Source organism: Shewanella decolorationis S12 (assembly GCF_000485795.1).
In the GTDB taxonomy this organism is placed as follows: domain Bacteria; phylum Pseudomonadota; class Gammaproteobacteria; order Enterobacterales; family Shewanellaceae; genus Shewanella; species Shewanella decolorationis.
In genome coordinates this window covers 1-18,784 of record NZ_AXZL01000071.1, presented here as the reverse complement: position 1 = coordinate 18,784, position 18,784 = coordinate 1, and the positions used below count along the sequence as shown (strand labels likewise).

General features: G+C 47.4%; 16 protein-coding genes and 1 rRNA gene. 5 read left to right on the top strand and 12 right to left on the bottom strand.

Annotation, left to right across the window (positions count from 1 at the left end; genetic code table 11):
- Nucleotides 1-95: 95 nt before the first annotated feature.
- Nucleotides 96-1,043 (bottom strand): patatin-like phospholipase RssA, encoded by a 948-nt coding sequence (rssA, locus tag SHD_RS14475; RefSeq protein ID WP_023267808.1) that lies wholly within the window; start codon nt 1,041-1,043, stop codon nt 96-98.
- A gap of 284 nt (nt 1,044-1,327) precedes the next feature.
- Here rssA and SHD_RS14470 point away from each other — a divergent pair, with 284 nt between their 5' ends.
- The 4 genes from SHD_RS14470 (at nt 1,328) to SHD_RS14455 (ending at nt 4,366) form a co-directional block, all read left to right on the top strand.
- Nucleotides 1,328-2,677 (top strand): DEAD/DEAH box helicase, encoded by a 1,350-nt coding sequence (locus tag SHD_RS14470; RefSeq protein ID WP_023267807.1) that lies wholly within the window; start codon nt 1,328-1,330, stop codon nt 2,675-2,677.
- Between the two features lie 98 nt (nt 2,678-2,775).
- On the top strand, nt 2,776-3,213 hold the full coding sequence (locus SHD_RS14465) for a DUF3010 family protein (protein WP_023267806.1): 438 nt from the start codon (nt 2,776-2,778) through the stop codon (nt 3,211-3,213).
- A 58-nt stretch (nt 3,214-3,271) separates the two neighbouring features.
- The gene (locus tag SHD_RS14460; protein ID WP_023267805.1) at nt 3,272-3,781 is read left to right on the top strand and encodes a M48 family metallopeptidase; all 510 of its coding nucleotides are present in this window, start codon (nt 3,272-3,274) and stop codon (nt 3,779-3,781) included.
- Nucleotides 3,782-3,907: 126 nt separating this feature from the next.
- Nucleotides 3,908-4,366, top strand: coding sequence for a hypothetical protein (locus tag SHD_RS14455; RefSeq protein WP_023267804.1), 459 nt, complete (start codon nt 3,908-3,910; stop codon nt 4,364-4,366).
- Nucleotides 4,367-4,718: 352 nt separating this feature from the next.
- Here SHD_RS14455 and SHD_RS14450 read toward each other — a convergent pair whose 3' ends face one another.
- The 4 genes from SHD_RS14450 to SHD_RS14435 form a co-directional block, all read right to left on the bottom strand.
- Nucleotides 4,719-6,014 (bottom strand): peptidoglycan DD-metalloendopeptidase family protein, encoded by a 1,296-nt coding sequence (locus SHD_RS14450; protein ID WP_039978476.1) that lies wholly within the window; start codon nt 6,012-6,014, stop codon nt 4,719-4,721.
- 266 nt (nt 6,015-6,280) lie between these two features.
- On the bottom strand, nt 6,281-9,337 hold the full coding sequence (locus tag SHD_RS14445; protein ID WP_023267802.1) for an AAA family ATPase: 3,057 nt from the start codon (nt 9,335-9,337) through the stop codon (nt 6,281-6,283).
- The gene (locus SHD_RS14440; protein ID WP_023267801.1) at nt 9,334-10,536 is read right to left on the bottom strand and encodes an exonuclease SbcCD subunit D; all 1,203 of its coding nucleotides are present in this window, start codon (nt 10,534-10,536) and stop codon (nt 9,334-9,336) included. The genes SHD_RS14445 and SHD_RS14440 overlap by 4 nt, the downstream gene beginning before the upstream one ends.
- 283 nt (nt 10,537-10,819) lie before the next feature.
- A complete protein-coding gene (locus SHD_RS14435; RefSeq protein ID WP_023267800.1) occupies nt 10,820-11,590 on the bottom strand; it encodes a TSUP family transporter in 771 nt (256 codons plus the stop codon).
- Nucleotides 11,591-11,730: 140 nt separating this feature from the next.
- On the opposite strand from SHD_RS14435, the gene SHD_RS14430 reads away from it, so the two are divergent.
- Nucleotides 11,731-12,624 carry a LysR substrate-binding domain-containing protein gene (locus SHD_RS14430; protein WP_023267799.1) on the top strand — a complete coding sequence of 298 codons (894 nt, stop codon included), beginning with the start codon at nt 11,731-11,733 and terminating at the stop codon, nt 12,622-12,624.
- A gap of 55 nt (nt 12,625-12,679) precedes the next feature.
- Here SHD_RS14430 and SHD_RS14425 read toward each other — a convergent pair whose 3' ends face one another.
- The 7 genes from SHD_RS14425 to rrf form a co-directional block, all read right to left on the bottom strand.
- The gene (locus SHD_RS14425; RefSeq protein WP_023267798.1) at nt 12,680-13,075 is read right to left on the bottom strand and encodes a hypothetical protein; all 396 of its coding nucleotides are present in this window, start codon (nt 13,073-13,075) and stop codon (nt 12,680-12,682) included.
- Nucleotides 13,076-13,110: 35 nt separating this feature from the next.
- On the bottom strand, nt 13,111-13,575 hold the full coding sequence (locus SHD_RS14420; RefSeq protein ID WP_023267797.1) for a GNAT family N-acetyltransferase: 465 nt from the start codon (nt 13,573-13,575) through the stop codon (nt 13,111-13,113).
- Between the two features lie 72 nt (nt 13,576-13,647).
- On the bottom strand, nt 13,648-14,250 hold the full coding sequence (locus SHD_RS14415) for a GNAT family N-acetyltransferase (protein WP_023267796.1): 603 nt from the start codon (nt 14,248-14,250) through the stop codon (nt 13,648-13,650).
- 337 nt (nt 14,251-14,587) lie between these two features.
- Nucleotides 14,588-15,718, bottom strand: coding sequence for a sodium ion-translocating decarboxylase subunit beta (locus SHD_RS14410; RefSeq protein ID WP_023267795.1), 1,131 nt, complete (start codon nt 15,716-15,718; stop codon nt 14,588-14,590).
- Between the two features lie 8 nt (nt 15,719-15,726).
- Complete coding sequence (gene oadA / locus SHD_RS14405; protein WP_039978474.1) at nt 15,727-17,562, bottom strand: sodium-extruding oxaloacetate decarboxylase subunit alpha; 1,836 nt, start codon at nt 17,560-17,562, stop codon at nt 15,727-15,729.
- Nucleotides 17,563-17,573: 11 nt separating this feature from the next.
- Nucleotides 17,574-17,861 carry an OadG family protein gene (locus SHD_RS14400; protein ID WP_023267793.1) on the bottom strand — a complete coding sequence of 96 codons (288 nt, stop codon included), beginning with the start codon at nt 17,859-17,861 and terminating at the stop codon, nt 17,574-17,576.
- Between the two features lie 565 nt (nt 17,862-18,426).
- Nucleotides 18,427-18,542 (bottom strand): 5S ribosomal RNA (rrf, locus tag SHD_RS14395).
- Nucleotides 18,543-18,784 lie beyond the last annotated feature (242 nt).

The following is an 18,784-nucleotide window of genomic DNA, read 5'->3' as shown; positions in this document are numbered from 1 at the left end:
TTGCCTAAATTATTATTCGTTTCGCGGACACGAGCTTGCCAGAACGAACAAAATTTAATCTCGAAACGTCAATACGCCCTGAGTATTCTCACAACTTAGCCTTTCCAAATTGCAGCTTCAATCAAATGCGCCACTTTAGCGACAGCCGCCTCCCCCGCCGCAATCGCCTCGTCGGCACGGTGAAATTCCATGGTGCCAATGTTGGCCACTTCAGGCACTACGAGGATATCGGGCGGATCTCCCATCAAACGCGCCCGCTTATGGCGCTGCTCTAAAATCCCCATCGACTGAGACATCACCGCAATCATACCGGGGTTAGATTTAGTGCCGAGGGAAAACTTATCGGTTAAGCTGCTGACATACTCCCGCCCCCGAGCAAACAAATCCATAAAGCCAGTTTCTTGGCGCGCGGGCATTTCGGTTTCTTCCTTCGGCGCCTTATGGCTGGTCATATTGACGGGTAATACTTGCAGTCGCCCAGAATGAAACCCTTGCAAATCAACGGCTATCACAATATCGACGCCCATGGCACGGCTCACTGACACAGGTACAGGGTTCACCACTGCACCATCGACTAACCAGCGCTCTCCTTGACGCACGGGGGCTAATATCCCCGGCATGGAGCAAGAAGCTCGAACAGCTTGACGTAAATCGCCATGGCGAAACCAGATTTCTTGTCCCGAATACAAGTCAGTCGCGATGGCCGCAAAGGGGCGCTCTAAGTCTTCAATATTGATATCACCAATGCGAGATTGCAGCACATCAAAGACTTTCTCACCACCGATCAAACCACCCTTGCGCCAACGAATATCCATTAACCCGAGGACATCCCAGCTCGAAAAACTGCGAACCCATTCCTCAAGTTCGGTTAAATGATTATGGGCATAGGCCGCCCCCACCAGAGCACCAACTGAACAGCCAGCTACTTTATCAGGTTTGATCCCCATATTAGCAAGCCCATTAAGCACACCAATATGAGCCCATCCCTTAGCGGCTCCGCTGCCTAAAGCAATACCGATAGTCGGTGAAACCCCTTTGCCCATAATTTGTATCCTTTAACAACTCCATGAAATGAATAAGCTAAATTCAGCCCAGATCACTGTCAATCACTAATAATTTATTATTCAGTTAGTCCAGCTCAAGGGTTGCATTAAAGAGCATTTAAACAATCAACATATGTTCCACAAAGTGAGTGTCAAGAATCAATGGCGGCTAGCCATATCTGCGGCGATTTAACGGTTCCAGTAAGATAATGACCAATCAAGATAGCTGAGCATAGTGATTTAAGGCTATAATCTGCCCTCACTCAGATTTAGGGGATATACCTTTGCAGTTTACTGATTTTTCTCTGGACCAGCGTCTGTTACAAAGCTTAAAGCATATGGGGATTGCGACCCCAACCGCCATCCAGGAACAAGCACTGCCTATCGCATTGGCAGGTAAAGATTTAATGGCGTCATCAAAGACAGGCTCAGGTAAGACCTTAGCGTTTTTGTTGCCAGCGATGCAAAGGGTTATCTCCACCCGCGCCTTGACCAAGCGCGATCCTAGAGTACTGATTTTATTACCAACCCGCGAATTGGCCCACCAAGTGTATAGCCAGCTACGTTTGCTGGTTGCCAACACTCAATACAAAGCCATCAGCGTATTAGGCGGTGAAAACTTTAACGATCAAGCCAAAGCGCTGGCAAAAGAGCCGCATTTTATTGTGGCCACGCCGGGACGTATCGCCGATCATTTAGAGCAAAAAAACCTCTTCCTCAATGGATTGGAACTGCTTGTCCTCGATGAAGCCGACCGTATGCTGGATCTGGGGTTTGCACCGCAATTAAAAGCGATTAACGCTGCGGCCGATCATAAGCGTCGTCAAACCTTAATGTTTTCGGCCACCTTAGATCACAGTGAAATCAATGAGATTGCCGCGGCATTACTCAAAAATCCTTCGCATGTGGCGATTGGAGCAGCCCACACTGAGCATCAGGACATTACCCAGCGGATTTATCTGTGTGATCATTTAGATCACAAAGAAGCCCTGCTCACACGTTTGCTCAGCGATGAAACCCACAAACAAGTAATTATTTTTACCGCCACCCGCGCCGATACCGAGCGCTTAGCCAGCAAACTTTCGGCGCAAGGTTTTGCCACAGCAGCCCTAAGCGGCGAGCTGAAGCAGGCGGCCCGTAATCAAATCATGGACCAATTTGCCCGCGGTCAGCAGCAGATTCTGGTGACCACAGATGTAGCATCCCGTGGTTTAGACTTACTTAATGTCTCCCTTGTCATTAACTTCGATATGCCCAAATTTGCCGAAGAATATGTCCACCGCATCGGTCGTACTGGCCGCGCGGGCGCCAAAGGTGATGCAATCTCCCTCGTTGGCCCTAAGGATTGGGATAACTTTAAGAAAGTACAACTCTTCCTTAGAAAGACCTTTGAGATCAGTGTGCTTCAGGGTCTCGAAGGTAAATTTAGTGGTTTAAAAGACAAGCCAAAGACCGCCGCAACTAAAGCGGTCACTAAGGCTGGTACAAAAGCCAAAGCGAAAACCAAGTCAAAAACGGTTAAAACGGCCGCCTCCCGTGACAAACGCTTTATCACCGGGGTTGATGTGGGTGATGCGCCCATGCGTAAAAAACCTGCGGCGCCATTGCTGCAGGATCATGACGACGAGCGTTAATGATTTACTCGCGAGAGTCCATAGTGCAGACTCTCGACATTACGGGTGGGAATATGCTCCTGCCATATGTAAGAAATGTTGATATTTAAAGGTGTAACATGCGAATTTGTGGTGTTGAATTAAAAGGCGGCGAAGCCATTATCAGTCTGCTGAGCTACGAAGGTGAAACCTTCAACGTACCAAGCTGCCGTAAAGTGTCTTTTAGCGTCGCTCAATCCGCCTCAGCGGAAACTATCCGTGAATTTCACTTCGCTTTCCATAAGTTAATGGAAGATTATAAGGTCGATGAAATCGTTATTATCGAGCGCGAGCAAAAAGGCAAACTGGCTGGCTCTGCCACCAGCTTTAAACTCGAAGCCGCAATTCAACTCGGCGATCTGCCAGTGACCTTGTTATCACCAGTCGCAATCAAGGAACAAAACAAACGTAATCCGCCGCAGGTTGATTTTGACAGCTTAGATCTCAAACGCTTCCAACAACCCGCCTTTGAGGCCGCCTACGCTCAGCAAAATCGCCGTATTTTCGGTAAAGCTTAAAGCCCGTGAGCTTAGCGCGGCTGTAGCGCTAAGCTCGTGTTTCCCACAGCTCAAAACAATGCAAACCTTAAAATATTTAAGCGGTTATAGTCCGGATATCCAACGTCAAGTTCAGCAACTACTCGAAGGTGGAAAGCTTGCGGATGTTTTGCTGCGTCGTCATCCCACTGTCCACGAGATCCGCAGCGACAAAGCCCTCTATGACTATACCCAAGGGATTAAAAATCAGTTTTTACGCCAATCCTCTCCCCTGTCGAAAGTGATCTTTGATGACAAAATTAACATGAGTCATCATGCACTTGGCTTACATTCTTACGTCTCCAGAGTGCAAGGGAATAAAATCAAGGCTAAGAACGAAATCCGTATCTCTTCACGTTTAAAGCGCGTCCCCGAACCCTTGCTCAGAATGGTGGTTGTACACGAACTCGCCCACTTAAAAGAGAAAGATCATAATAAAGCTTTCTATAAGTTGTGTACTTATATGGAGCCCGATTACCACCAATTCGAATTCGATCTGCGTTTACTGCTAACCTGTATCGACGCTAATCAATCGCCCTACTCAAACTAAACAAACTTATTCGACTAGGCTCGCATTTTACTCGTCGATTTATCAAGCACAGTTGACTGATAATAATTTTCATTTAGAATAGATCTGTCTTATCCGTTACCGCACTACAGCCGTGTAAAAAGTCGTATGAAAAAGCAAAAGATTGGAAAAAAGCTAGAAAAGTGGTGTAACAAACAGGCCAAGAAACTGCAAAAACAGCTGGCAAAATCCAATCGCCCAGTCGAATTGCAAAACCTTTATTCGACAAATACGCCAATAATTCATGCGACTCATGCTCAAAGAAAAAATCAGCAGCGTAAACACTTAAGCCAATTATTGTCCGAATATTTGGTGAAACAACAGATCCAAACCCTCGATAAGACCGCCCGCAAGAAACAACTAAAATTAGCTAAAGCCCATTTTAGTGCCGCGAATGATGCTAAATTTTTATCATCCGCCGTTATTAAGCGTATTCGTCCGTTACCCACTGAACGCAGTTTTGCACTTCGTCCCTTTAAAAAATCCCCCTGCGGAGGCTGCCCAGCTTTAAAAGGCCGTCTATGTAAATGTGCGTTAAAAGCAATGCAGAAACGTCAGGCCAGTTAATTCATTTGAGTTAACGACTTATTAGCCGTAATCCATCAAACTCAATACACGCTAGCTAGCGCAAGCCATGAGACTCGCTTATTTCGGCACTGACACATCTATAAGCCGATATCTACTTTTATCCTTTCAGTTGTGTATATGCGTGTTAATTCGGCCTACTTCACTCTATCCATCGCTTATTAAAGCAGTAAAGCTCAATCCTTATTCGCCCCAATACCAACCCTATTAAGCTTGTATGTTGATGAACACAGCATTTTCCAGCGGTTATACTAAACGCAGCGCAAATAAAAACGCCGATGACATCAGATTCATCGGCGTTTTTATATTCGGTTCGCTCGGATTAATGAATGGGTTAGCCTAAATTCATTAATGCTTGGCGGCTCTTCACTATATTGGTGAAGGTACGTAATTCTTGATTCGCTAATTGACTTGCCATCGGGATATCGGCTCTCATTGGATCCACTGGCTTACCATTAACGTGGAATTCATAATGTAAATGTGGACCAGTAGAACGTCCGGTATTACCTGATAAAGCAATCACTTGGCCACGGGTGACGCGTTGACCTTTGCGCACTAATGCCTTAGAAAGGTGTAAATAACGTGTACGGTACTTACCACCGTGTTCAATCACAATATATTTACCCGCGAATTGGTGATCGGTGACTAAGCTTACGACACCATCGCCAGGGGCAATAACTTTAGTACCAATAGGCACTGAAAAGTCGGTACCGTTATGGGGTGAAATACGTCCAGTAATTGGATGTTTACGCGTCGGGTTAAAACGAGAACTCATGCGTGGTTGTTTGGCCAATGGAATACGTTGGAAGGCACGCACTAAGCTTTGGCCTTTAGCATCGTAATAACTACCATCGGTATGTTGGAATGCACTAATTTCAGAGCGGCCCGTTTTAATGCTCACGCCTAATATTTGGCTGCTTCCGGTTGCTTCGCCCTCAACATATTGATCATTTACCAAAACAGAAAATTTATCACCCGCACGTAAATCCCGAGCAAAATTCACTTTCTCTTTGAGTAAATCTTCAATCCGCTGAATATCGGCCGCGGCTAAACCCATTTTTTGCGCCGAAACGTAGAATGAGCCTTTAATATCGCCAGTAACAATACGGTTTTGCCACACACCTTCAACGTTAATTTCTTCTACGTTAAAGCTGCCATCTTCGTAACGGGTAAATACCACTTGGCGGGCAGCGTTGAAATACAGTTCTAACTTTTGCAGTTGGCCTTCATTATCCAGCCAAAATTGAATACGGTTACCGGGTAATAAGGTATCGAGCGCTAGAATGTTTAAGTCAGCCTCTAATACTTTATACATGGTTTGCTGATCAACACCGGCTTTAGAAAATAAAGCACTTAAGGTATCGCCTGGCGCAATAACACGTTCAAAATGGGGGGTATTATCGACAATTGGTGCCGTTTCAACAGGCTCAGAAACCTGTGGCAATATCGTCTCAAGATCGAGCGCGACGGGAATACGTTGAGCAGTAGGAACCACATGGTTGGCATTCGGCATTAACATCGCCGCACCGATTAATAAACCACCAACTAGGAGAATATTTTTATGGGCTGAAGATAAATTCTGCAAACGAATTTGCGGAAAATTAGCCAAATTGGGTTTACCTGTCTGCAACGCTTTCACCTTTTGTTATCGTTATTGCGTTATATTTTTGAACCAGTCCCACAGGGGGAAGCCCGAATTTTCCCAACTTATCCCAAAAAACCGATTATGACAAACGCTATTTTGCACTTTTATAGCACTATTTACTAAAAACATGCGTCAGTTAGCACTTTAAACCGATTGTGTGTTCTGTATATAGATGTTAAATAGCGCAAAATCTCGTTTGTCATTTCAATAAAAACAATGCCTTAAGCTAACATTTTTCCGCTTAAGTTAGACTAAGGCAAAATCACCTTGATTTCACTCCCATGAGAGGTTTTCAAGATATCAATTCGGGTGCCTATCTGCTCTTTCATTTCAGACACATGGGAAATCACCCCAATCATCCTGCCCGCCGACTGCAAATCCATCAGAGTTCGAATGGCAAGTTCGAGTGAGTCCTGATCTAGGCTGCCAAAGCCCTCATCAATAAATAAGGTATCGAGTTTTATCCCCCCTGCGTAGGCTTGAACCACATCCGATAAACCTAAGGCCATAGACAAGGCCGCCATAAAACTCTCACCACCACTTAAGGTCGCCACGGGACGCACTTTAGAGGTGTAGGCATCCTCGACTTCAAGCTCCAGCCCTGAGGCCTTATTGCCCTTCGCTCTGTCTTCTTTGCGCAATAACCGGTAGCGTCCCTTACTCATTAAATGCAGCCTCTGCGTAGCAGCAAGCAGCACATCGTCGAGCAATACGCTGAGCACAAAGCGTTGCAGGGAAATTTTGTTGCCCGTATTACCGTTGGCAACATCGGCCAAGGTGCCAATCACAGCGTATTCATCCTCGAGGGATTTGGCCTTTTGATCGACAATCGCCAGCTGAGTTTGGGTATTATTCAGCAACATGAGCCGAGTGTTGAGTTGACTCCATACCTCTTCCGCCGTTTTAAGCTGCGCGAGTCGCTCCGTGAGCAAGGCCTCTAAGGCATCAAGATCGGGTGATGTCGACTCGCTCAACTTGGTTTTAAGCTCAGTCAATTGCGACTGATTTAGGGCGCAGTGCCTATGATAGTTCTCTATGCCCTCAGCCAGCACCTGCATTTGTTCATCCGTTAATAAGGCCTCGCGCAATGCATCTCTATCGGTAAAAGCTGCGTTATCCAGCGCCTTAAGTAGCGCCTGCTGTGCTTGCGCTTGCAGATCTGCGGTAGCATTACAACGCTCTATTGCCGCCGATAATGCCGTTTGCGCCGCCACACTCTGCTGCGTTGCCTGCTGCTGCGCGGTTCTCAATGCATCAATCTGACGTTTTATCTGCTCGAGTTGCTGCTGGTTATTCGCAATCGCTTGATTCAATACCTCCAGTGTTCGGTATTCTTCTGGGATCCTCAGCGCTTTTTCCGCAAATTGACCCGATAACCGCTCGACTTTGCCTTCTTGTTCACGGTAACGCTCACGCTCAAGTTCTAATTGCTGCGTCAACGTCGACTCTTGTTGCTGCAAGGTTTTAATCTGTTGCTGTAACCGCTGTAGCGCTTGCGCCGCAGCGTCCGCCTGTTTCGATTGTAGTGTCAGTTCGTCTAACGTTTGGCGATGGGATTCAAGCGACAACTCAGCCTTATCGCCAAGGGCGGCTGCCAGCTCATTCGCCTGCTGTTGCTGTGTTTCTAATTGTTTTTGCAGCCCGCGATATTCAGCCCGCGCTTTATTGAGATTATCGAGCGCCAAGGCCTCGGTATCCTGCGCCGCCTGCAATTGCAGTTCCGTTGGTAAATCCTCATGGCTCACCGCGGGTTGAGGATGGGCCGAACTGCCACAAACTGGGCATGGCTCATGGGGTTTTAGCTCTCTAGCTAAAATGGCTGCCTGACCTTGGAACCACTTCAGTTGCAAAGACTTATAAGCCGTTGAGGCTTCTTGATATTGGGTATTAAGCGCTTTTCCTTGTGAGCCAACCTGCTCAAGAACCCCTTGAGTATGCGCGACTTTGGCACATATCTGTTGCCACTGCTTGAACTGCTCGAGCATATGACGGTGCTGCTGCAGCGCCTGCGCGGTGGCAAGTTGCTGCTCGCTTTGCTGCTGCAAGGCTGGCAGTTGAGCCTCACAATGGCTGCGCTGCTCCACTAGCGTTGCAAGCGTATTTTTACTCTCCTGCCCCTGCAATTTGGTGTTTTGTAGTATCTCTTTTGCTTGCGCTAAAGCTTGTTCAAGGCTGGCAAACTCAGCCAGCTGCGGCACTAACGCACTGAGATGACTATGTTGCTGCTCAACCTCACGCAGCTTATGTTCGAGGGGAATGATTTCCTGCGCCGCGGTTTCAGCTTGAGCGAGTGCAAGCTTAGCGGCATCGAGTGTCGACTGCGCGCTATCGCGCTGAGTGGCGGCGAGACTCGCTTCTTGCTCCCGCGACAAGGCATTATCTAATAAGGGTTTTATACGCAGTGCTTGCTTGGCGATGTCAAGCCGTGCCGTCTGCGTAGCAATGTTCCCTTGTTGCTCATTCAGGCGAGATGACTCAGCCTGCAATGCCTCTAATCGAGTAAATTCAGCAAAGAGTTGCTGCGCGCTATCACGCTGTTTTAATGCCGCTAAATGCGCCGCAACGCTCTGCTCCTTTGCCACCGTCGCCGCCGCAAACTCAGGTTCAATGCGGCTAAACTCTGCGGCAAGTTCTTCATCGGATGTGAGTGCCGCCGTTTGCAAAATACCGTCACGGCGCGCGCGCTGCTCTTTCACTAAGGCAGCAATATTTGCCGCCTTAGCCTTTAGGGTATCTTCGATGCGTTTATAAATATGAGTTTGAAATAGCTGGCTAAAAATTTGCTCACGCGCCTTAGAGTCGGCCATCAGCAGTTCGCGAAACTTCCCCTGCGGGAGCACCATCACTTGGCGGAACTGCTCCACATTTAGGCTAGTTAATGCCTCGATTTCGGCCGTGGCGTCTGACACTTTACTGGCGACGATAAGGGTTTCACTGCCGTCTGGGGCAATCTTATACAGCTGTGCCTCACTCTTTTGTACCGTTGAGCCATCACCGCTTTTCTTTAGTCTTTCCTGCTCGGGGACGCGGCGAATACGATAACCCGTACTGCCTAATTGAAAACTAAAAGTCACCTCGGTGAGCAAGCTATCATCGGCCATATCGCAGCGCATCTGGCTGCCTTCGCGCTCGTTACCAGTGGTTTTGCCATAAAGTGCAAAACAAATTCCGTCGAGCAGCGTGGTTTTGCCCGCGCCAGTTGGCCCGTTGATCAGGAATAAGGGGTTATCCCCCAGTTCGGTAAAATCAATGGTTTGAGTCGAAGCAAAGGGGCCAAAGGCCGACATTGACAGCGTGAGTGGCTTCATGCGGATTGCTCCCCTTTTGCTGCAACGCGAGTAGATCCAACGCTATCCCCTTCATCCCTGTGAAGCTTAGTTAAAATCTCATCCATAACCGCTTGCTGTGCATCACTCAATTCCTCGCCAGAGACTTGGCTGAAAAAATCACGGAACATGGCCATCTCGCCTTTTTTGATATGGTCACGGTTGAGTGCAACGGCCTGTTCGCCCGCCATTAATCCTGTACGTTCTAGATGCAGCACATTGGGATAGACACTGCGCAGTTTGCCCATGGCATCTAAAATAGCGTGCTTATCGAGGAGTCTCACCATCAGATAATCCTCACGCTTGGCATCGGTTATCCCAAGGTCTAACAAATGCGCCAATTCCCCTTCGATAATCCGCACATCGCGTAGTGCGGTTAAGGGCAAGAGTTGGATCTGCGCCGGAGTTTGCGCAGCAACGTCCACTAAAGTGACTGACTTGTGTTGATGCTGTTCGCTAAAGGAGTATTTCAAAATCGAGCCGGAATAACGCACATGCTCGCAACCTTTATATTGCGGTCCGTGTAAGTGGCCGAGGGCAACATAGTCAAACTCACTAAAAAGCCGTGGGGAAATTTTATCGGCGCCACCAATACTCAATGGCCGCTCGGATTCAGACACACTGCCACCATCTAAAAAGCAATGACTAACCACGACTTTAGGTAACCCTTGGCTGTCGTGGGAGTGGACTTGTTCTAACAGTAGCGCCATCGCCTCTTCATGGCTGGATACGCTGAGCCCCTTAGCATCCGCCTCAAATACTTGACGCACGGTTGCAGGTTCTGCGTAAGGCAGCGGATAAAAGTAAGCATCACCACTTGGGCTAGCTAAGCGGATAGGCGTTAAATCGGCCTGCAGTGGCCCAATAATGTGCAAACCACTTGCCGCCATTTGTTTGGCCGCAAAGCCTAAGCGTTCGTGCCCGTCGTGATTTCCGGCAATCATCAGCACTTGTAACCCTAACTCGGTGATGAGGCGATTAAGCACCTCATCGAGCAAAGCCACGGCGCTGGCAGGAGGAATCGACCTATCGTAAATGTCCCCGGCAATAATCACCGCATCGACAGCATGCTCTTGTGCCAATGTCACAATTTGATCAAGCACATAGGCTTGGTCTTCTAAGAGTGATTGATTGTGTAACTGGCGGCCAATGTGCCAGTCCGAGGTATGGATAAATCTCATCGTTATTAAACCTTAAATGGATACTAAGCCGATTCTATCGCGTGGGTGTTTACCGTTTAACCTGCGAAGTTCCAGCACAAACGCTGGGCAATAACACCGCCAATTGATCCTAAAAACACTTTAAAAATGCTAGGTTATCCTAAACATTGCTGCGGAGTATAGCCAATACCAAAGGAGTGAAGAGATTTACAGCAATAAGGCCGAAAACTGTGCTCATGGGACTATGCAGCACAAATAGGCAATCGGCCTTATCAAGGGAGAGGCAAATACGATAGCGGCTAAATCAAAACAGGTGATATTGGCTCGCCAACAGTTTCACACTCATGGCCAAGGACATAGTCACCACCAATGGCTTAATGATCTTAGTGCCCTTGGTCACGACTAAGCGCGAACCTAAGGTCGCACCGATTGCCTGTCCGGCAAGCATCACTAAACCAAGCACCCAAATCACTTTGCCGCCTAAGGTAAAGAAGATAAGCGAAGCGATATTGGTCGAGAAGTTTAACACCTTGGCGTGTGCCGTCGCTTTTGCCAGACCAAAACCGGCCAAGGTCACAAAGGCCAGCGCGAAGAAACTCCCTGTGCCTGGGCCAAAAAAGCCATCGTACAAACCCACACCGAGCGCGGCGGTAAAGGCAAAGGCAGTAGGCGTTAACACTTGGTGACGGTCATCTTCCGAAATCTTTTTCGAAAACAGGAAATAACAACCAATCGCGAGAATTAAAAAGGGTAAGACTAATTCCAATACTTTGGCATCGACCAACTGCACCAGAATCGTGCCTAAGGCGGCGCCCGCAAAGGCACAGATAAGAGACAGTTTAACGGCCTTCAAATCGACCAATCCCTTACGCACAAAGTACAAGCTCGCAAAAAAGCTGCCACCGCAGGCCTGTAATTTGTTAGTTCCAAGTGCCACCGCTGGCGGTAAACCCGCCCACATTAACGCAGGGATAGTCAGCAATCCCCCACCGCCGGCGATAGAGTCGATAAACCCCGCCACCATAGCCACGCCAAAGAGTAATGCCGCAATTTGTAGAGTCAGTTCAAATTCCATGATTGTTATTATTGAGTAATAGGAGCTAAGGCTTCGCATTAGACTGCGTTTGCCTTATAAACGCAAAGGAGTTATTGTCGCGCCAGCGTGAGTAAAGCTCACACTAAATCCCTTATCATTTACTCGATTCGGATACGCCTATGTTTACTTCCTTGCCGCCCCTCAATGCATTACGGGCATTTGAGTCTGCCGCCCGCTTGCAAAGCATGACTCTTGCAAGCAAAGAGTTACATGTCACCCACGGCGCCATCAGTAAACAAATCCGTGTATTAGAAGAATTCTTAGGTTTTGCCCTCTTTGTGCGCCTGCATAAAAAAGTCGCACTCACGGACGAAGCCAAACGCTACTTGCCCCATGTGCAAGCGGCTCTGCAAACCTTATCAAGCGCCACAGCCGATTTACGCAGCCAAGGTTCACGACCACAAACCTTAGCCATCAATGTGTTACCCAGTTTAACCATCAACTGGTTAATCCCCCGGATGGAGCAATTTAAATCTCGGCATCCGCATTTGTATGTGGATCTCTCGATTGGTGACTTTGCCGTCGACTTCAGCCAGGGTCGTTACGACATCGCCATCCGCAGTAGCACTCAACTCCCCAGAGGGGTTAACTACATCAAACTGATGGATGAAGACTTGTGCTTAGTGTGCGCACCGTCACTCGCGCCTAAGCTCAAAAGCATCGAAGACATCAATCAAGTTACGCTGCTGAAACACACCACACGGCCAGAGCTTTGGGAATATTGGGCAGATAAAGTGGGACTGGTGCTCACGCAGGCGCAAACTTTTGGCGTCGAGCATTTTTATATGTTGAGTCAAGCCGCAGCCAGTGGCATGGGCGCTGCGCTGATCCCACGTTTTTTTATCGAAGATCAATTGGCCAATGGCAGCTTGGTGATCCCGTTTCAAGCGCCTTTTACCAGCCCATACGCCTATTACTTACTCACGCCCAAATCCCCTAGCCTGCCGCTAAAAGTTCAAGCCTTTATCGATTGGATGCTCGATCTGTTCGCGGCCTATCGAAACCAAGCCTGAACTTAAAATTCAAAAACCACCCGAAGGTGGTTTTTGTGCTTGGATTCTAACGGCCTTACATGGTCGCCATGGTCCAATAGTCGAGACGTTTTTGAGGATCGGCTAACAGGTTTTTACACTCTTCTTTATATTTACCCATTAAGGCACCTAAATTACTAGAACCGCCTAAGCTCTTAATTTGACGCTCTTTAGCCTCAGCAACGCCTTTAGTAACCTCAGCCTCTGACTGATATTTCTTCGCTAAATTTTCTGCTTCAACTTTAGAGGTTTTTAAGCGCTCACCAACAGCCTGCATTTGCGGTGCATTCATAGCACCAATCGCTTCAGAGCTAATTTGATAATAGGCTGCACATTCAATGGCTTCTTTAGCCAAAGCCTTTTCTGCTTCATCGGCCAAGGCACTGTGGCTCACGGTCAACATAAGGCCTGCAATAGCAAAAGCTTTCAACATTGATATCGTCCTTTTTATTGGTAATTTAGAATAAACTACTTAAGCTGCGAGTTTAGCTCAAGTTCATAGGTTAAAAATTTATTTTCACGGATAAATCCAAGTGCTTCGTATAGCCCTTGTGCACGAATATTTTCTTTTTGAGTCTCCAGTACCAAATAACTCGCCCCATGGGTGCGCGCATAATCTGCTGCTCGCTGTACTAGAGCCCTCCCCAGCCCAACACAACGTGCATGTTGAGTCACAAACACATCATTAAGAATAAAAATGGGCGCTAATCGAAGTGATGAAAAACTCGGATATAACTGCACAAAACCTAATCCCATTCCTTGGGGAGAGCGTGCAAAAAAGATCACCGATGAACCTTCATCCAAACGAGCCTGAATAAACAGTCTTGCCGCATCTAAGTCAGCCTGACAACCGTAAAACTGCCGATATTCATTAAATAACACGGCAATATCAGCACTGTGGGATACATCAGCTCGAGTAATAATGTTTGCCATCGGCCTTTGAACCTCAAATGAATTTGTGTCGACGTTTCACTCACAGCATCGAGCGAACTTCATCGGTTGATATCAAACTAACGGTCGCTGTTGTAAGCGAAATATTAGGTTTTGCTTCACGGTCATCCACTCTGAATCGATAATGGAATACACAACCGTGTCACGAATAGTGCCATCCTTAAGAATTTTATTATTACGCAACACACCATCTTGCTTAGCTCCTAAACGGGCAATGGCCTGACGCGAGGCTTGATTGTGCCAATGCGTTCGAAACTCCACCGCTATCGCATCAAGGGATTCAAATGCAAAGGTGAGCAGCAATAATTTAGCTTCAGTATTGATCCCTGTGCGCTGAGCACGTTTAGCGTACCAAGTGTAGCCAATCTCTACGTGGCGATGTTCTTTCTCCCAATGGCAGAGACGAGTACAACCAACGACTTCCCCTGATACTCTATCGCGCACTGCGAAGGGGAAACTTTCTCCGCGCGCTTTTTCTTCTAAGGCTTTTAACACGTAGGCTTTCATCGCACTCGGCTCTGGTACGCTGGTAAACCATAATTGCCATAGTTCACCATCCATCACGGCTAAGCTCAGTGCCGCCACATGGGACAAAGATAAAGGCTCGAGAACAACATGCTCACCTGTTAAACAATTCGAAAGTTCACTATTGTCCATTATTTCATCCTTATGCCATCTCAGATTAAAAGTGTGTTCTTGCGCACATTTTTTATTAGCCTAACATTTATAGAAAATAAAAAAACCCACAATTTCAACGTGATTTGATAAAAATTGTATTAGGACCATTGCTAAGATTTTCTTAAGCTTCGTATTTGAAAATGACAGGTTAATGAATATGGCAAAGCGCTTTAACCGTTAAGAAAACGACAAAGGCGGCAAACATCCGCCTTTATTTGAATCATTTAAACATAAGGCCTGCCAATACATTCACGTACTTGGCAAGCCTTTATGGCTATTATGGATGAACTAACATAGTGATGTTTAGCTCATCGAGTTAACCAAGTACCGCAAGGAGGATCCCTGCCGCAACCGCAGAGCCTAATACTCCAGCAACATTTGGCCCCATGGCGTGCATCAGCAAAAAGTTATGGTGATTAGCTTCTAACCCCACCTTATTCACCACCCTTGCCGCCATGGGCACTGCCGATACGCCCGCCGCGCCAATTAACGGGTTGACCTTACCGCCGGTTAATTTGCACATCAGTTTTGCCATCAGCACCCCTGCAGCGGTACCAATCCCGAACGCCAACGCACCCAAAACCAAGATCCCTAAGGTTTCGACGCGCAAGAATTGCTCCGCAGAAAGTTTAGAACCGACGGCCAAGCCTAAGAAAATCGTGACGATATTAATCAGCTCGTTTTGCGCCGTTTTCGATAATCTATCTACCACACCCGACTCACGCATTAGGTTGCCAAGGCAAAACATGCCAACCAGAGGAGTCGCTGCGGGTAAGAATAGAATCGTTAAGCCCAATACCATCAGCGGGAAAATGATCTTCTCCTTTTTACTCACCTCCCTAAGCTGCTCCATCTTTATCTCACGCTCGGCTTGGGTCGTGAGTAAACGCATGATCGGCGGCTGGATAATTGGCACCAGCGCCATATAGGAATAGGCCGCCACAGCAATCGCTCCCAACAACTCAGGCGCAAGCTTAGAGGCAAGGAAAATCGCCGTTGGTCCATCCGCGCCACCGATAATGGCAATGGCAGCGGCATCCTGCATGGTAAATTCAAAACCAGGCACCAGATTTAGCGCTATCGCCCCAATTAAGGTTGCGAAAATCCCAAACTGCGCCGCTGCGCCAAGTAGCAAGGTCTTTGGATTGGCAATCAGCGCACTAAAATCTGTTAGCGCTCCTACCCCCATAAAGATCAGCAGCGGAAACACCCCAGTTTCAATCCCAACATGGTAGGCGTAATACAGCATACCGCCCTCATCGGTAAAACCCGCGTTGGGAATATTTGCCAGTACAGCGCCAAAACCAATGGGCAACAGCAGTAGGGGCTCAAAGCCACGCACGATCGCAAGATATAACAGCAAGGCGCCAACAGCCATCATTAGCGCTTGCCCTGCAGTAAAATGGGCGATGCCCGTTTCGGCCCAGAAAGCCAGTAAACCATCCATAACAACTCCTAGGCTAAGGCCAATAATTGAGAACCCACTGCAACCGAATCCCCTTCTTTCACAAAGAGATGGGTAATAATACCATCCCCCTGTGCGCGGATTTCGGTCTCCATTTTCATGGCCTCTAGGATGATAACGACATCGCCGGCACACACCTTGTCACCAATGCCGACATGCACTTTGAAGATATTGCCCGATAGCGGCGCACTCATATTAAGTTTCACTTCACTGGTTTGAGGCACTGGTGCAGCGCTCGACTGAGAAGGATTAGTTTGACCAAGCTGCTGTCCACCTTGCCCTTGAGCTTGGATCTGGCTGATTTCGCCGCCCTCGGCAACCTCAACCACATAAGTTTGCCCCTCAACCGTGACGGTATAGGTTTCGGCCTCACGCGGCGTAGCAGGTAACACTGGCGCAAGTTCGGGTTTTGGCTCAAAGGCGGTTGGATCGTGACGGTGCTTTAAAAACTGTAAACCAATCTGCGGGAAGAGCGCATAGATGAGTAAATCATCGTCCAGAGACTTTTCATTACTCTCTGAGACCAGACTAATACGCTGATCCTGCACCTTTGATAATAACTCCGCACGCAAGTTCTCAAGTTCTGGTGAAAGTAAATCCGCAGGACGGCAGGTTATCGCCGCCGCGCCATTAAGCACTTTGGCCTGCAACTCTGGATTAACTGGGGCTGGAGTAGCGCCATATTCGCCCCTTAACACGCCTTCAGTCTCTTTCGTTAACGATTGATATCTTTGCCCCATCAGCACGTTGATAACCGCCTGTGAGCCAACAATTTGCGAGGTTGGCGTAACTAAAGGCAGAAAACCTAAATCCTGACGTACCCTAGGGATCTCCTCCAGCACAGCATCGAGCTTATCGGCCGCGCCTTGTTCTTTGAGCTGACTCTCCATGTTCGTCAACATGCCACCGGGCACTTGAGCCCGAAGAATGCGCGAATCAATGCCCTTTAATGCCCCTTCAAACTTGGCGTACTTTTTCCGCACTTCACGGAAATAGGCGGCAATCTCTTCAAGCAAGGCAAGATCATAGTGAGTTTCACGCTCAGTCTCAGCCACCATGGCAACCACGGTTTCAGTTGCCGTATGACCATAGGTTTGGCTCATGGAAGAAATCGCGGTATCGAGCACATCGATTCCTGCCTCTATCGCCTTTTGATAGGTTGCGGTACTCAGGCCTGTGGTGGCGTGGCAATGCAATGAGAGCATGAGTTGAGTTTGTGATTTTAAGCGACTGATAAGCTCAAAGGCTTCCATCGGCTTCAGCAGACCCGCCATATCTTTAATACACAGCGAATGACAGCCCATGTCCTCAAGATGCTTTGCCATATCGACCCAAGTATCAACCGTATGAACAGGGCTGGTCGTATAGGAAATTGTGCCCTGCGCGTGCCCACCGACGTCACGCACCGCTTTTACCGCCATCTCGAGGTTACGCACATCATTCATCGCATCAAAGATACGGAACACATCGACCCCATTGGCATGGGCACGTTCGACAAAACGTGTCACTAAATCATCGGCATAATGGCGATAACCCAAAAGGTTTTGTCCGCGCAGTAACATCTGCTGAGGCGTATTGGGCATTAACTTTTTCAGCTCACGGATCCTATCCCAAGGATCTTCACCCAAATAACGGATACAGGCATCAAAGGTCGCTCCGCCCCAAGACTCGAGCGACCAAAATCCCACTTTATCTAGCAGAGGTGCTATCGGAAGCATGTCATCAATGCGTAAACGCGTTGCTAAAATAGACTGATGTGCATCCCTCAAGACAACATCGGTTAACTGTAATGGCTTAGACGCCACAATCGAATTTACTCGGTTCATATGGCGCTCCATTATCTAGCCTGAGAACGATACTGCTGGACGGCTAAGCTGATCGCTGCCACCAATTTAGGATCTAAAGTGTTTGCACCTCCGGTTGAGCTCGCATCATTTACCTTTAAGTCAACCTTCACTTCAGGTTCTTCACGACACCACTTAGCAACCAGATTCACAGCTAATATCAATACACTTAAAAATAAATAGACCAGCCCCATCCCCAATAACATGATGCCAACAGCGTCTAATAACTGTTGCGTTAGCTCCCCTTTCACTGTCCTACCTCCTTCGCCCTTAACCAACATTCGCGTTTTAAATTTACAACTACACAACATCTCCATTGATAACAAACTCAATCGTCGAATGTAAATTGGTAAGACCAATTTACATAAGATCAGCAGCAAGTGTCTGAGGGATCCTTAGTGAACGACCGATAAAATGAATATTCGTTAATGAAACGACAAAGCAGAAATTTTTATTGAGGAGTAAGGACGGAATGAAGATACCAGCCAAGATGAAACCAAAAGCAAAAATAGGCTGACAATAAGGTTCTGACTCACCCTTAAACGAGCATACAAAGAGTACAAGCTTTAAATTTACTGATTAGTCCTATAAGGACAAAAATCAAAGAGGTCTCAATGCGCTACAGTATTTAGACCAAGCAGCCATTTAAATGAATGATGCTAAGGGTGTTGTAGAATGAAAAAACGGAGCAAAGAGGGGCTCTCTGTTTATATTCCGTATGAGGCGATAAATTAAAGAAGAGAAGTCAGTGATTAGAGAAGTATTTTGAAGAATAGAACGTTAAAATTGAAAACACTAAATGCAAAAAAGCCAGCTTATGCAGCTGGCTTCATTGTTTAATTAGGCGCTTGGCGATGACCTACTCTCACATGGGGAGACCCCACACTACCATTGGCGCGATTGCGTTTCACTTCTGAGTTCGGGATGGGATCAGGTGGGACCACAATGCTATTGTCACCAAGCAAAAAATTGTCTGGAACAATTTTTAACGCGCTTTAGCGCGGCCCCTTGGGGTCAACTACAGGGATGTAGTTGATAAATTGTTATTCCAGTAAATTCGGAAAGCTGGTTTGAGTTGCACTTCTTAAGTGTTTGTATTCGTCTAAGAACTCGCAAAACCCATCTGGGTTGTATGGTTAAGCCTCTCGAGTCATTAGTATCAGTTAGCTCAACGCCTCACAACGCTTACACACCTGACCTATCA

What these genes read in the sequence shown, in the direction of transcription:
- SHD_RS14420 (WP_023267797.1), bottom strand. Translation starts at nt 13,575, where the DNA reads ATGGCAAACATTATTACTCGAGCTGATGTATCCCACAGTGCTGATATT.
- SHD_RS14440 (WP_023267801.1), bottom strand. Translation starts at nt 10,536, where the DNA reads ATGAGATTTATCCATACCTCGGACTGGCACATTGGCCGCCAGTTACAC.
- SHD_RS14460 (WP_023267805.1), top strand. Translation starts at nt 3,272, where the DNA reads ATGCAAACCTTAAAATATTTAAGCGGTTATAGTCCGGATATCCAACGT.
- SHD_RS14445 (WP_023267802.1), bottom strand. Translation starts at nt 9,337, where the DNA reads ATGAAGCCACTCACGCTGTCAATGTCGGCCTTTGGCCCCTTTGCTTCG.
- SHD_RS14415 (WP_023267796.1), bottom strand. Translation starts at nt 14,250, where the DNA reads ATGGACAATAGTGAACTTTCGAATTGTTTAACAGGTGAGCATGTTGTT.
- SHD_RS14410 (WP_023267795.1), bottom strand. Translation starts at nt 15,718, where the DNA reads ATGGATGGTTTACTGGCTTTCTGGGCCGAAACGGGCATCGCCCATTTT.
- oadA (WP_039978474.1), bottom strand. Translation starts at nt 17,562, where the DNA reads ATGAACCGAGTAAATTCGATTGTGGCGTCTAAGCCATTACAGTTAACC.
- SHD_RS14435 (WP_023267800.1), bottom strand. Translation starts at nt 11,590, where the DNA reads ATGGAATTTGAACTGACTCTACAAATTGCGGCATTACTCTTTGGCGTG.
- SHD_RS14430 (WP_023267799.1), top strand. Translation starts at nt 11,731, where the DNA reads ATGTTTACTTCCTTGCCGCCCCTCAATGCATTACGGGCATTTGAGTCT.
- SHD_RS14465 (WP_023267806.1), top strand. Translation starts at nt 2,776, where the DNA reads ATGCGAATTTGTGGTGTTGAATTAAAAGGCGGCGAAGCCATTATCAGT.
- SHD_RS14455 (WP_023267804.1), top strand. Translation starts at nt 3,908, where the DNA reads ATGAAAAAGCAAAAGATTGGAAAAAAGCTAGAAAAGTGGTGTAACAAA.
- SHD_RS14425 (WP_023267798.1), bottom strand. Translation starts at nt 13,075, where the DNA reads ATGTTGAAAGCTTTTGCTATTGCAGGCCTTATGTTGACCGTGAGCCAC.
- SHD_RS14400 (WP_023267793.1), bottom strand. Translation starts at nt 17,861, where the DNA reads ATGTTGGTTAAGGGCGAAGGAGGTAGGACAGTGAAAGGGGAGCTAACG.
- rssA (WP_023267808.1), bottom strand. Translation starts at nt 1,043, where the DNA reads ATGGGCAAAGGGGTTTCACCGACTATCGGTATTGCTTTAGGCAGCGGA.